This is a genomic window from Bradyrhizobium sp. BRP20 (assembly GCF_020194215.1).
Classification (GTDB): Bacteria; Pseudomonadota; Alphaproteobacteria; order Rhizobiales; family Xanthobacteraceae; genus Bradyrhizobium; species Bradyrhizobium yuanmingense.
On the sequence record NZ_JADYVY010000008.1, the window covers coordinates 24,581 to 38,135 of the forward strand.

Consider the following 13,555-nt stretch of genomic DNA (forward strand, 5'->3'; position numbering starts at 1 on the left):
TTATTCGGCCGCTGCGGTCGCGGGTTGCCGCTGCCCGTCGTTCGGTCCCGTTCGCGCCATCTGCTCGTCGAGCCAGAGGCTGTGGTGCTCGCGCGCCCAGTTGACGTCGACTTCGCCCGAGCCCATGGCCGCGAACGCACCTTCCATGCCGATGGTGCCGATATAGATGTGCCCGATCATCGCCGCGACGAACAGGACCGCCACAATGGAGTGGACGATCTGGGCCATCTGCATGCTTTCGATACCCGTGCCGTAGAACGGGAACATCAGCGCATAGCCGCTCGCCGCGACGAGCCCACCACCGATCACGACGATCCAGTAGATCATCTTCTGGCCGCCATTGAAGCGATTGGCCGGTGGATGGTCATGCCCGATCAGGCCGCCACCCCGCTTGGCCCATTCGATATCCACCTTATTGGGGATATTGCCGCCGATCCACATCAGGAAGATCAGCACGACCCCCAGCGTGAACGGGAAGCTCAGATAATTGTGGGCGTATTTGGCCCATTGCGACCATTCGGAAAAGGCCTCGAAACCGATCAGCGGCAATAGCAGTTGCCGGCCAAAGGTGACGTTGAGGCCGGAGATCGCTAGGATGATGAAGCAGGTTGCCGTCATCCAGTGCACGAAACGTTCGAAACCGTTGAAGCGCACGATGGTGCGGCCCGAGTGGCCGCTTTCCAGCCGAACCATGCCGCGGGTGAGATAGAAGATCATGATCAGGGCGATCATGCCGATGATGGCAACGCCGCCGATCCAGGGCAGCGTCACCATGCGGAATTCCCGCCATTCCCGCCCCTGCGGCTGCTCGAGAACGCCGGACCGCTGATCCGGAATGCTGACACGCCCTTGAATCCGGTTCAGCTCCTGCAGAAGCTGCTGCTCCTTGACCGAGCTTGCAGTCGGATTGACCTGCTGAGCACTCGCAGGCGCCGCCATCGCCAAGAGAAGCAGCGTGCAAACGCCGAACGCCAGGCGAATGAACCTTCCAAATGACGCCATCACGTCCTCCCCGGTATTTGCGCGCCCTTCTGTTGCCACTTCAGGACTCGATCGCCTCGCGATAAGCGGTCTTCCAGCCCCATGCACCCGAGCCATAGCCGCGCTTCATGACGCGCTCCTTGTAGATCTGCGCGATGATCTCGCCGTCGCCCGCAAGCAAGGATTTGGTCGAGCACATTTCCGCGCAGAGCGGCAGCTTGCCTTCGGCCAGCCGGTTCGCACCGTATTTCGCGTATTCCTCCTTGCTGCCGTCGGCCTCAGGGCCGCCGGCGCAATAGGTGCACTTGTCCATCTTGCCCCGCGAGCCGAAGTTTCCGACCTTTGGATATTGCGGCGCGCCGAACGGACAGGCGTAGAAGCAATAGCCGCAGCCGATGCAGAGGTCCTTGGAGTGCAGCACCACGGCATCGGCCGTGGTGTAGAAGCAGTTCACCGGACAGACCGCCGCGCAGGGCGCGTCCGTGCAGTGCATGCAGGCCATCGAGATCGAGCGCTCGCCCGGCTTGCCGTCGTTGATGGTGACGACACGCCGCCGGTTGATGCCCCAGGGCACCTCGTGCTCGTTCTTGCAGGCGGTGACGCAGGCGTTGCACTCGATGCAGCGATCAGCGTCGCAGAGAAATTTCATCCGAGCCATGTGCGTGCTCCTCTCAGGCTGCGACGATCTGACAAAGCGTGACCTTCGGCTCCTGCATGCCGGTTGCAGGATCGTAGCCGTAGCTCGTGATCGTGTTGGCGCTCTCGCCCAGCACGATCGGATCGGTGCCGGCAGGATAGTTCTTGCGCAGGTCGTTACCGCCGAGCCAGCCGCCGAAATGGAACGGCATCCAGGCGACGCCCTTGCCGACGCGTTCGGTCACCATCGCCTTCATCTTGGCCCGCGAGTTGTTCTCAGCGCCGCTCACCCAGACCCAGCCGCCGTCCTTGATGCCGCGATCGGCGGCATCAGCCGGGCTGATCTCGATGAACATGTCCTGTTGCAATTCGGCGAGCCACGGATTGGTGCGGGTTTCCTCGCCGCCGCCTTCGTATTCGACAAGACGCCCGGAGGAGAGGATCAGCGGGAACTGCTTGGCGATTCCCTTCTCCACCGCCGCCTTCTGCACCGAGAAGCCGATGTTGGGCAGACGGAACTGCTTGGCATCGGGCAAGGTCGGATACTTCTCGACGAGGTCGACGCGCGGCGTGTAGATCGGCTCCCGGTGCACCGGGATCGGATCCGGTAGACCGAACGCATTCATGCGCGCCTTGCCGTTGCCGAAGGGCACGCAGCCATGCTTCAGCGCGACGCGCTGGATGCCGCCGGAGAGGTCGAGCGCCCAGGACACCGCATCCGGATTGGCCGGGTTGACCCGCTGGATGGTCGCCATCTCGGCCTCGGTGAGATCCTTGTCCCAACCGAGCTTCTTCAGGCTCGCCAGCGTGAACTCGGGATAGCCGTCCTCGATCTCCGATCCCTTGGAGAAGGACTTGTCGGCGAGCAGGCTGACCTTGCGCGTCGTGCCGTCGGGCAGCTTCTCCTCGCGCTCGATGCCGAAGCGCGGACGGAATGCGCCGCCGCCGTCCATGACGTGCAGATTGTTGTTGTAGAGCAGCGGCGAGCCGGGATGCTTCACCTCGGGCGAGCCCCAGCACGGCCAAGGCAGGCCGTAATAATCGCCGCCGACTTCCGGATCGTCCTTGGGGGCGCGCATCGTCACCAGGTCGAACTTGTGCTGGTTCTTCATGTGCGCCTTGATGCGCTCCGGCGACTGGCCGCAATAACCGGTCGACCAGCTTCCACGGTTGATCTCGCGCAGCACGTCCTCGGGGACCGGAAGGTTGTTCTCGACCTTGATATTCTTGAACATCTTGTCGGCGAAGCCGAACTTCTTCGCCAGCAGATAGATGATCTCGAGGTCGTCCTTGGATTCGAAGATCGGCTTGACGATCTGCTCGCCCCATTGCATCGAGCGGTTGGAGGCGACGCGCGATCCCGCGCATTCGAACTGCGTCGCCACGGGCAGGATATAGACGCCGTCCTTGCGCCCGGCCTCGACCGCCAGAGACGCCCAGGTGGTCGGGTGCGGATCGGCGATCACCAGCAGCTCCAGCGCCTTCAGGCCCTTCAGCGATTCGGGAATGCGCGTGATGCTGTTGCTGGCGTGGCCTTGCACGAACACGGCCTTGACGTTGTCCTTCTGTGCGACGTCGGCCTTCGGCAACAGCGCCGCATCGAACCAGCGCGTCAGCGGGATGCCTGGCGTCTCCATCTGCTTCTTCTCGTCGAAGCGCGAGACGAGATAGTCGTAGTCGACCTCCCAGACCCGGGACCAGTGCTTCCAGGCGCCCTCCGCGAGGCCGTAATAGAACGGCAACGTCACGATATCGAGGCCGACATCGGTCGCGCCCTGCACGTTGTCATGGCCGCGCAGGATGTTGGCGCCGGCCCCGGCCTTGCCGACGTTACCCGTCATCAGCAGCGCGATGCAGCTCGCCCGCACGTTGGCAGTGCCGACCGTGTGCTGGGTCTGGCCCATGCACCAGATGATGGTCGCGGGCTTGACCGTCGCGAACGTCTTGGCGACGCGCTCGAGCTGCGCGGCGGGCACACCGGTGACGCGCTCGACCTCCTGCGGATTCCATTTCTCGACCTCCTTGCGCAGGTCGTCGAAGCCGTAGACGCGCTGGGCGATGAATTCCTTGTCCTCCCAGCCGTTCTTCAGGATGTGCCACATCATGCCGTAGAGCACGGGAATGTCGGTGCCGGGACGGATGCGGACATATTCGGTGGCATGTGCCGCGGTGCGGGTCAGGCGCGGATCGAAGACGATGAAATTCGCCTTGTTGAGCTCCTTGGATTCGAGCAGGTGCTGCATGCTGACCGGATGCGCTTCCGCCGCGTTGCTGCCGATAAACAGCATCGTCTTGGAGTTGCGCATGTCGTTGATGCTGTTCGTCATCGCGCCGTAGCCCCAGGTATTGGCGACGCCGGTGACGGTGGTGGAGTGGCAGATCCGCGCCTGGTGATCGGTGTTGTTGGTGCCCCAGAACGCGCCCAACTTGCGGAACAGGTAGGCTCCTTCGTTGGTCATCTTGGCCGAGCCGAGCCAATAGACCGAATCGCTGCCCGACTTCTCGCGAACCTGCAGCAGCTTGTCGCCGATCTCGTTCACCGCCGTGTCCCACGACACGCGCGTCCACTGCCCGTTCACCAGCTTCATCGGATAGCGCAGGCGGCGATCGCTGTGCACGAGCTCGCGCACCGAGGCGCCCTTGGCGCAATGCGAGCCACGGTTGATCGGCGAATCCCAGCTCGGTTCCTGCCCGATCCAGACTCCGTTGAGGACTTCCGCCGTCACCGTGCAGCCCACGGCACAATGCGTGCAGATGCTCTTCTTGACGGTGGCGCCGGCCGCGAGCGGGCCGGCGGCGGCCGCCTCCGCCTTTCGCACGTTGCCCACCGGCATGGCCCCGAGCGCAGCGAGCGCGCCGCCGGCCAGACCGGATTTGCGCAGGAATGTGCGGCGATCAAGTCCCCCGCCCTGCCCCGCAAGGGATTCGGCGACGGAACCGCGGCGATCGGAACGCTGGTGTGTTCGCTTGATAAGCACGGGCAGCCTCCCTCTCAGGCCGGATAACGATTGACGCGGTAGAACGTCTTCACGTGATCGGATTCCTTGTAGCGCGCCTTGCGCTTCTCATCGTTGGTTTCACTGTCGGCCTGGGCGGACCCGACCAACGGTGTTGCAAGCGCCGCGCCGGCACCGGCGGTACCCAAGCCGACCTTGCGCAGGAAATCGCGGCGTCCGACCTTTGCTTTCGTCTCGTCACTCATCGCATCTCTCCCGGACCGAAGCGCCTCGGTCAGCTGGCGAATGTAAATGCTTCCGTCTCGATTTCGATGAAAGTGCGGCCGAGCGCGCCGACTGCGCGATAGAAACGGGCAGTCCCCGCGTTCTCGATGTCGGCGAACAACCGCCCCATCCATGGCGACACATGCTTTTCGAAGAAGGCGCGCTGCGCCTCGTGTGAGGCATCGAAGCGGCCATCGGCAAGGCCCGACATGATCTCGCACAGGATGGCAGCGTGATCTTCGGGTTCGGAATCGTCGGCGATACGCTCGATGCCGAGCGTCATCAGGTCGCCGCGCAGGCGCGACAAAGGCCGTTCGTTGAGAAAGCCCGTGAGATAATAGGAAGCATAGGGCAGCAATTCACCGCGGCCGAGCCCGACAAACAAATCGAAATACTCCCGCTCGACCTTCGCTGGGACGGCGTTCGAGGCGGCCTCGGCAAGCGCCGCATGCGCGCGACCGAGCGGCGTCGCGTCTCCGCTGAGCGAGGCGAGCTGATCGAGCAGGCGCTTCGACGGAGGCGCAGACAGCAGCGCCGCGAGCAAGACGTATTCCTGCGCGCGCGCCGCATCGATGGGATCGACGAGCTCGGCGGAGCCGGCTTGCTCACCGTAAAGATCAGGCCGCAGATCGTTTCGGGAGACGCCGGTCGCCGTTTCGACTGCAACCACCCGTTGTGCGGGCACACGGGTCCAATTCGAGACGGAGGGCTGGCTGATGCCTATTTTGCGTGCAAGCTGAGCGATGCCGCCTGCGGCATCGATCGCTCGATCAAGTCCGTCATCGCGCACGTGGACCTCCCATCCCAGTCCCGTCTGCTTGATTATCGCTTTTGTTACAAAGCAGTAGGTAGCGTAATCCGGGTTCCAGCAACGGTCAATCGCCTGCCATAGCCTGTACCTATAGTCTTTGGTCGTGGTTCAGCGCGGCAGTGCACCACCATGCGTGCGGGACCTCACAGGCTCTGCAGAATCCGCAGGTCTTTCACCCACTGTCGGTTGCACTGCAGCAGGGATTGCCAGGTGCTGCGTCTCATCGGGCGGCTCGACGACATTGGAAACAAGTGCCACATCGGCTTGATGCGATTCCGCTGGAGAATCCGCCGTTTCGATCGACGCCTCAGCAAGAGTCTGGGCCGCAGACTTGGCCGCCTCGCGCACGCCGCCGACAATGCGATCGACCAGTGCGGCCAGCTCCTCCGAGGAACAATCCAGCGGGCCAAATCCCGGCATCGCCGTCGGGTCGTTGAAGTCCCATGCATTCTCCGCGAGCCCGATGAAGTCGCGAATCGCGGGATCGGTCGCCCAAGCGCGGCGAAGAGCCGCAAGGCTCAACTCGCGAGGAATCCCCTTGCCGAGGAAGGCCGTGATGTCGGTGGCAGCATTGATCTCGTCGATCGACGGCAGGCTCGACAGATCGAACTCCGTCTCGTCCTCTTTGTCCTCGGACGGCGGCGTCGGCTGCGCCGGGGCAGGTTTCGCCGGCTCCGCTCGCGACTGCTGTTTGCGGCGGGACCAACGCGCAAGGAAGTCCTCCTCACTCATTCCTGTCCGCCTTCATGTTCGCGCCGCGCCAGCGCCTCCGGATCGGCACGGCGCCGCTTGCGTTTGACGAATTCGCGCTCGACATGGTGCTCGGCCACGAAGCTTTCAATCGCCTCGCGCAGCACTTCCGGCATCGGCACGGCCTCGACGAGATTGTCGGCGGCTTCGGTAAAGCCTTCGCCCTCGGCGGGGTCGGCGGTCACCGCGGTGACTGCATAGGGCCAGACGCCTTCCGCAGGCGACAACACGACCCAGATGCTCGGACCGCCGGAGGCGAGATTGTCGCGATAGCGCGCCGTCTCCGACGGATAGAGATCGATGGTCGCACTTCCGGCATAGAACAGGGTCGTGCCGTCCTGCTCGCGAAGCACGGTCCATGGCTCGGTTGACGGCTCGTCCGGCAGGACAGCAATTCCGCGCCAGATGAAATCGACCCAAGGCGAGTCGGCCTTGCGCCGCTCGACTACGACGCCGACGGCAATCGAGAGGGACGGCAATGCCGCGGGGCTCACGTCGCCATCTCCAGCCGCTTCACCGGCAACCCGGTCAGCAGATTCTGTGGCTTCATCCGCAGCTTCTGATCCGCCGTCATCGACAGGATCAGGTAGACCGGCTCATCCCCGACATCGTCGAGGGCACGGCTGGAATCCGCAAACGTCAGCCGGAACAGCGCCAGCACGCGATCGGCGTCGCGCTCGCCGAGCTCTTCGCCGTGCCACAGACGGTCGCCGAGCCTCGTGGCATCGGCATCGAGCCCGACATACCAGCTCAGCTTCGCCTCGTGCAGCGCCCGTAGCGGCTCGATCACGACATCGATGCCGAGCAGATGGGAGACCCAACGCGTCATCGCCTGCGCCAGCGCTACAGGTCCGCGGCCGTCGGCGGTCAGGTCGAGGGCCATGTCGAACTGGTCGCTCCGGTGCCAATAGGCCTCGGCATTCTCCTCGCCCAACACCTCGACCACCGCATCGGCGGTGGCGCCGAGCATCGACATCAGCGAGAGCACCGGGGTCGGGCTCCGGCCGCCGACGACCTCCTCGTCTCCCAGCAACAAAGCGTGCTCATGTGGGAGAACGCGCTGGATCCGGAAGAACAATTCGGCCGCGCGCAGCGCGAACGGGTCGTCGCAGCCGTCGAGCGCGTTGCGCAGGATGACGTGCACGAGCTGGTTGACGAACAGCGGCGGCAGATCGTTCGCTCCTGATCGCACCCAGGCAAGATAAGCGGCTTCAAGCGTCGGATGCCGCAGCAGAAGATCGCGGAACGCCAGCACGAACTGCCAATTCTCCTTGGCATCCGCATCGGCAATCGCGGCGATCTCGCCGGCGCCGACGGCCTGGCGCGGGTCGGCGAGCAGATCGCGGTGCAGCCGGCGTTCGACCGCGCACGCGTCGTCCGGCGGCATCAGCTCGGGACGGGCAAAATAGGCTTTGAGAAATTCGTCCGTGACACGCAGGCCGCCGCCCTCGTCGCGATCGAGCAGGTGGTGACCACAGGAGATCCAGAAATCGTTCATCGGACGGTCGGCTCCCGGCCGAGATCTGCAAGCCTGAGATCGCCGTCCGGCTCGACGTCGTCCTCCATCTCGATGAACGAGAACGCCTTGCCATGCCCCTGGCCTTCCCGAAGCTGCAGCCGGCGGAACGACTCGCGGACCTCCCCGTCGCTCGAGGTGCGGTGCACTGCAATAAGCGAGCTGATGGGATGGCTGCAGAGCGACTGGGCAAAAGCGACCTCCTCTTCGGCCGCCGTTTTCGCCGCCGCCATATCCGGCGCGCCGAAACGATCGACCAATTGCCTCGCCAGCAGATCGACCAGGCCGTGGTAATCGTCCGCGGTCGCCGGAACGATCTGCGCCAGCGTCGACCAGCCCCAGGATTGCACCCCGAGGAACCCACCGCGAAACGCCGCGCGGGCCTTGCCCTCGAGCTTCGCGCCATCGCAATCCCAGAAGCGGAAGGCGCCGGAAACGGCCCATTCGCCCGGCTCTGCCGCCACGTCGAACACGAAAGTGTCCGAGGGATCGAGCGCGATCGTGCGCAGGAGTTTCACAGGCGCGGTCCTCCGAGGGCCGGATCGAGCCAGGACGGCACCGCGAGCGCCCGGACCAGGTCGCTTCGTTCGATCGTCTCCGTCCCGATGCGGCGCGTCAGGAGGTCGCCGCAATCATCTATGCGCTGTATCGTCTGCCTTTCACGCGGCATCCGCGTGAGATAGTCGCGCGCGACGCTGTCGAAGCCGTCGACCCGCCAGCCGTCCAGCGCCAGCATCAGATGCCGGGCGAAGCTTTCCGTGATCTGCGCCGCGCCCGCCTCGCCAAAGCCTTCCTGGTCAAGCGCCGAGGCCAGCGGGTGGACGCCTGGATCGTCATCATTCATGGCAACCGTCCGTATCATCGCGCCGAAGACCAGCCAGGGCGGCGGCGCGCCCTCGTCAGCTCCGGAACACCAACCCATCCGTCCGCCGCCGACCAGCCCCCCGTCGATCCTGACCGCATCCGGCCAGCCGATCGTGATCGGCTTGCTCGGCGGTGCATAGGCGCGAAGCGCGTCGGTGAGCGCGACCATGCCTGCGTAGAACGCACGCCGCGCGCTGCGCAACGGCTCGGCCGGCTCGAGCACCACGGCGAACTCGGCGAGTTCGAAGCGGCCGACATAGACGAGCGTTCCGGCGCCGCTCTCCGGTGCGATGCGGCATGCATGGGCAAAAGCGTCGCCGCTCTCGCGCAATCGCACCAATGTGAACGGCGGCGGCAGGTGGATCGGTTCCGCCGCGGAAACATGGCTCACTGGGATCGACGGCAGACCGTCCTCCGCTTTCCTTTTCTTCCCGACGGATAATGTCTATACGAGGCGAAGGGCCGGCGCGAGTCCGTCGTCGTCGTCCGAAAGGCGGAGGAGTTAACCTGGAGCAGCCGTCGAAGACCATCCTGATCTGCTCGTGCGAAGACACGATGCGCCTCGACGTGGCTGCAATCCGGCGCGGATGTCCGAACAGCGAGGTCAAGAGCTTCCGCCACCTCTGCGGGGCGGAGCTCGATCATTTCCGCAACATGGCCGCGACAGAAGGCGTGTTGACGGTCGCCTGCACGCAGCAGGCGGCGCAGTTTTCGGACGAGGCCGGCGAGCGGCCTGACGCGATCGGCTTCGTCAATATCCGCGAGACGGCTGGCTGGTCCCGCGACGGCGCGCACGCCGGCGCAAAAATGGCCGCCCTGCTCGCATCCGCCTCCATCCCCGCCCCGGACTATCCGCTCGTCACCTTGTCGAGCGAGGGCGTCATCCTGATCTACGGGCGCGATGAGGCCGCGATTGAGGCCGGCCGCCTGCTTGCCGATCACCTCGACGTCACCGTGATGCTGAAGCAGCTCGATGACACGGTGCCGCCGGTTGCCACGGTGTTCCCGATCGTGAAGGGCACGATCCGCTCCGCGAAGGGACATTTCGGCGCGTTCGAGCTGGTAATCGACGATTATGCGCGTCCCCGCCCCTCCTCGCGCGATCGCTTCGTGCTCGACTCGCCGCGAAGCGGGGTCACCTCGCGCTGCGATATCGTGCTCGATCTTTCCGGCGGTCTGCCAATGTTTCCCGCCCACGACCTGCGCGACGGCTATCTCCGCGCCGACACGAAAGATCCCGCCGCGGTGCTGCGCGCGGTGCTGACCGCGCGCGATCTCGTCGGCAGCTTCGACAAGCCCAGATATGTCGAGGTTGCGCCGGCGCTTTGCGCCCATTCGCGCTCGAAGCGTACGGGCTGCCATCGCTGTCTCGATCTTTGCCCGACCGGGGCGATCACGCCCGTCGGCGATCATATCGCAATCGATCCGAATATCTGCGCGGGCTGCGGCCAATGCGCGGCGGCCTGCCCGACCAGCGCGGTCTCCTACGCGCTGCCGCCCGCCGATACGCTGCTCCATAAACTTCGCGCCATGCTGCTCGCCTATCGCGAGGCCGGCGGCGCGAATGCGGTGCTGCTCTTTCACGACAGCCCGCACGGCACGCCGCTGATCGACGCCCTCGCGCGGCATGGCGACGGCCTGCCGGCGAACGTGCTTCCCTTTGCCGTCAACGAGGTCACGCAGGTTGGGCTGGAGGCGATCGTCGGCGCCTTTGCCTATGGCGTCTCTGCCGTGCGCTTCCTGCTCCGTGGCAAGCCGCGCCACGACGTGACCGGATTGACGCAGACGATCGCGATGGCTGAGGCGATCCTCGGCGGCCTTGGATTTGCGGGCCGTCGCCTCGCCACCATCGAAACCGACGATCCCGACGCGCTCGGCGCGCATTTGACTGATATCGGCACGCTCGCCGCGGTTCCGACGCCGGCAACTTTCAAGACCGTCGGCAAGCGGCGCGACCTCTTGCGGTTTGCCCTCAGCGAGTTGCATCGGCTGGCGCCGCAGCCGGTCGACATCATCGCGCTGCCGCAAGGTGCGCCGGTCGGCGCAATCAGCGTCGAGGCCGATGGCTGCACGCTGTGCCTATCCTGCGTCTCGGCCTGCCCGACCGGCGCATTGCGCGACGATCCCGAGCGGCCGGTGCTGAAATTCATCGAGGATGCCTGCGTGCAGTGCGGCCTGTGCCAGAGCACCTGTCCGGAAAAGGTCATCAGCCTCAAGCCGCAGATCGATTTCCGGGCGGCGCGCGCGCCCGCCGTTGTCATCAAGGAAGAGGAGCCCGCGCTCTGCGTCCGCTGCGGCACGCCCTTCGGCGTCAAGAGCACGATCGACCGCATCGCCGCCAAGCTCGAAGGCCGGCACTGGATGTATCCGGCCGGCGACAAGCGAATCGAGGCGCTCAGGATGTGCGCGGACTGCCGCGTCGTGGTCATGAGCGAACAGCAATTCGATCCGTTCAAGGGCGTTCCGGAACGAACGCCGCCGCGAACGACGGATGATTACATCCGCGAACGCAACGGCAAGGACTAAAGCGGACGAGGTCGAATCGGCGCAAGGCAATCATCTCGACGTCGCGCGGGCCAGAAATTCGGTCAGCGCGCGCCGGTCCTCGGCCGAGCCGATGCGCTGCTCCGGCATCTTGGTGCCGGGGGTGTAGGCATTCGGCCCGATTTCGAACAATCGTGCGACGGTTTCCGGCGTCCAGACGATGTCCATCGTCTTCAGTGCATCAGAGAAGCGATATCCCGGCACCGAAGCGATCTTGCGGCCGTAGAGTCCCGCAAGTGTGGGACCCGCGCGCTGCACCTCCTTGTCCGAGAGCGTGTGGCAGGCAACACAGGCCCGAAACACATCGGCGCCGTGATCGCCGGCATAGGCCGCAAGCGGGTCGGCCGGTGTGCCGACCAGGCTTGAACCGATGGGATTGCCGGTGCGGGCATTCCAGCGCCTGATCCTGCCGTCCGCACCCCCCGTCATCAGTGTCTCGCGATCGGCAAGGAAGGCGACCGCCCACACCGGCAGCCCGGGCCCAACCAGGGTGCGCAGCAGGTTGCGCGACTTGCGATCGATGATCGCCACCGTGCCGCCGATCCCGGCCGCAGCGACCAGCGCACCGTCCGCCGACATGGCCAAGGCCACCACCGGCGTCGGACTGGCCGCGACCTCGCCGCTGACCTTGCCGTCCGTTGTCAGCATGCGCAGCCTGCCATCGACCGCGCCCGTGACGATTTCACCATCCGGCGCGACAGCCACCGCGTTCAGCGGCGCCGGCAAAGTCACGATGTCAGGTTGGCCATCCGGCAAACGCCAGATGCGCAGCGCAAGATCGTAGCCGACACTGACGAGCCTGCCGTCCGGCAGGAAAGCGACCCCATTGACGTTCTGCGTATGCCCTTCGAGCACGCGGGATGTGCTGTCCGACAGCGACCAGAGCCGCACTGTCTGGTCCCATGACGCCGATGCGAGAAGCGTCCCATCGGACGACACAGCAAGCGCCGCGATCGGAGCGACATGTCCCTCCAGCACCCGGTCCGGCTCCGGCCGGCCCGCCGTCCACACCGCAATGCGCGCATCGGCTCCGGCCGTGATCATGCGGCCGTCTTTGAGAAAGGCGACGGCGTTGACGCCATCGGCATGATACCGCAGCACGTGCTCTGCCGTATCTGTCCTGAGCGACCAGCGGATGACGGCGGTGTCGAAGCTGCCGGAGAGAAGGCTGTCGTCATCGGGCGAAATGGCGAGAGCCCGTATCGGGCCGCCGTGTCCGACCATGTCGGCATGCACGGACGATGCGGCAAAGATGGTCCACAGCAATGCGGCCACCTTCGTGCACAGAGCCGATCTGTTCATTCCTGGCCGCCTGCTGACATTCACCCGCTCGAGATTGCCAGAAGAGGCAACGGAAATGAATATCCTGGAACGGTCTACTTGAAACAGTCTACTTGGCCGGTGCCGTCGTGGTCTTGGACGACCCCTCCGGCGCGGGCTGCATTCCGGGCGGACTCTGGCCCTGGGGGCTTTCGGGCGGCGCACCACCCGAGCCGGTATTGATCGGACCCGTCCAACCTTGCGGCTGGAGCTGGCCCTTGTCCTCGGGAGGCGTTTGCCCCGTCGGCGAGTTGGTTTGCGCCGGCTGGGCCAGGGCGCCCTCGACAATGCAAAGTGCTGCGAAGCACAGGATCGTTCTCGGTAATTTCACGCCAAGCCTCCGATGCGCTCACCAGGCCTGCAGAAAACTTGCAAGACCCGCATCCGTTCCGGATCGTGCAGCGCAGCAGCGCCGAGCTCCGGTCCCTTGGCTCGATGGGCGATGCGTCTTTCCGCCGATCCCGTGTTCAAAAGCCCATAGCGGGCGGATGGCTGATGCGATCGACGAGCTTGCTCGCCGCAGGCCCTGTCGTATAGATGGCGTGGTCCAATCGAGGGAGGCTGAGGATGAAGGCTTTTTTGCTTGGCTGCGTCGCGGCCGTGGTGATCGCGGTTGGTGGCATGGTGATCCTCGATCGCGTGCAGGAGCCCGCCGCGCACGCGTTTGCCACCACCGGGGTGCGTCTCTGAGAAGGCTCACTCGCGCTTGAGCCCGATCGGCCCGAGGATCGGAGCGGAGGGAACGAGCTCGACCTTGCGAACCATAGCTTTCCTGCAGCCGAGGATCGTAGATCATTGCCTGCGCCATGCAGACGATGGCGCCGCGCAAGGTGCGCTCCATGCGCCATTTCCGCCTCCGGCTTCAGAATTTGGTAACCATACGAGCATGGTTGAACGCATCGGCGCAAATCG

The 13,555-nt window shown here is 65.0% G+C and carries 14 protein-coding genes; 2 read left to right on the forward strand and 12 right to left on the reverse strand.

Annotated elements, in window-relative coordinates:
* The 10 genes from I6F33_RS19800 to I6F33_RS19845 all read right to left on the reverse strand — a co-directional run bounded on the left by I6F33_RS19800 (position 1) and on the right by I6F33_RS19845 (position 9,170).
* Complete coding sequence (locus I6F33_RS19800) at positions 1–1,002, reverse strand: formate dehydrogenase subunit gamma (protein ID WP_036023646.1); 1,002 nt, start codon at positions 1,000–1,002, stop codon at positions 1–3.
* 40 nt (positions 1,003–1,042) lie between these two features.
* The gene (fdh3B, locus tag I6F33_RS19805) at positions 1,043–1,639 is read right to left on the reverse strand and encodes a formate dehydrogenase FDH3 subunit beta (RefSeq protein ID WP_036005105.1); all 597 of its coding nucleotides are present in this window, start codon (positions 1,637–1,639) and stop codon (positions 1,043–1,045) included.
* Positions 1,640–1,652: 13 nt separating this feature from the next.
* The gene (locus tag I6F33_RS19810) at positions 1,653–4,595 is read right to left on the reverse strand and encodes a formate dehydrogenase subunit alpha (protein WP_158284415.1); all 2,943 of its coding nucleotides are present in this window, start codon (positions 4,593–4,595) and stop codon (positions 1,653–1,655) included.
* Between the two features lie 14 nt (positions 4,596–4,609).
* Entirely contained in the window at positions 4,610–4,819 is a 210-nt protein-coding gene (locus I6F33_RS19815; protein ID WP_036005112.1) for a twin-arginine translocation signal domain-containing protein, read from the reverse strand.
* 29 nt (positions 4,820–4,848) lie between these two features.
* Positions 4,849–5,628 carry a molecular chaperone TorD family protein gene (locus I6F33_RS19820; RefSeq protein ID WP_225143854.1) on the reverse strand — a complete coding sequence of 260 codons (780 nt, stop codon included), beginning with the start codon at positions 5,626–5,628 and terminating at the stop codon, positions 4,849–4,851.
* A gap of 129 nt (positions 5,629–5,757) precedes the next feature.
* Positions 5,758–6,381 carry a DUF3306 domain-containing protein gene (locus tag I6F33_RS19825; protein ID WP_225143856.1) on the reverse strand — a complete coding sequence of 208 codons (624 nt, stop codon included), beginning with the start codon at positions 6,379–6,381 and terminating at the stop codon, positions 5,758–5,760.
* On the reverse strand, positions 6,378–6,893 hold the full coding sequence (locus I6F33_RS19830) for a DUF3305 domain-containing protein (protein ID WP_225128972.1): 516 nt from the start codon (positions 6,891–6,893) through the stop codon (positions 6,378–6,380). Before I6F33_RS19830 ends, I6F33_RS19825 begins: the two co-directional genes overlap by 4 nt.
* Positions 6,890–7,897 carry a DUF6352 family protein gene (locus I6F33_RS19835; RefSeq protein WP_225143857.1) on the reverse strand — a complete coding sequence of 336 codons (1,008 nt, stop codon included), beginning with the start codon at positions 7,895–7,897 and terminating at the stop codon, positions 6,890–6,892. Before I6F33_RS19835 ends, I6F33_RS19830 begins: the two co-directional genes overlap by 4 nt.
* The gene (locus tag I6F33_RS19840) at positions 7,894–8,433 is read right to left on the reverse strand and encodes a DUF6505 family protein (RefSeq protein ID WP_036005125.1); all 540 of its coding nucleotides are present in this window, start codon (positions 8,431–8,433) and stop codon (positions 7,894–7,896) included. The genes I6F33_RS19835 and I6F33_RS19840 overlap by 4 nt, the downstream gene beginning before the upstream one ends.
* On the reverse strand, positions 8,430–9,170 hold the full coding sequence (locus I6F33_RS19845; protein WP_225143859.1) for a biotin/lipoate--protein ligase family protein: 741 nt from the start codon (positions 9,168–9,170) through the stop codon (positions 8,430–8,432). Before I6F33_RS19845 ends, I6F33_RS19840 begins: the two co-directional genes overlap by 4 nt.
* A 164-nt stretch (positions 9,171–9,334) precedes the next feature.
* Between I6F33_RS19845 and I6F33_RS19850 the strand changes: the two genes are divergently transcribed.
* On the forward strand, positions 9,335–11,305 hold the full coding sequence (locus tag I6F33_RS19850) for a 4Fe-4S binding protein (protein WP_225143861.1): 1,971 nt from the start codon (positions 9,335–9,337) through the stop codon (positions 11,303–11,305).
* Positions 11,306–11,335: 30 nt separating this feature from the next.
* Here the strand turns inward: I6F33_RS19850 and I6F33_RS19855 are convergent, their stop codons facing one another.
* Positions 11,336–12,547 carry a c-type cytochrome gene (locus I6F33_RS19855; protein ID WP_162130838.1) on the reverse strand — a complete coding sequence of 404 codons (1,212 nt, stop codon included), beginning with the start codon at positions 12,545–12,547 and terminating at the stop codon, positions 11,336–11,338.
* Positions 12,548–12,713: 166 nt separating this feature from the next.
* Complete coding sequence (locus I6F33_RS19860) at positions 12,714–12,974, reverse strand: hypothetical protein (RefSeq protein WP_128262436.1); 261 nt, start codon at positions 12,972–12,974, stop codon at positions 12,714–12,716.
* Between the two features lie 236 nt (positions 12,975–13,210).
* Between I6F33_RS19860 and I6F33_RS38345 the strand changes: the two genes are divergently transcribed.
* Positions 13,211–13,333: a hypothetical protein gene (locus I6F33_RS38345; RefSeq protein WP_260346694.1), complete on the forward strand. Its 123-nt coding sequence runs from the start codon at positions 13,211–13,213 to the stop codon at positions 13,331–13,333.
* Positions 13,334–13,555 lie beyond the last annotated feature (222 nt).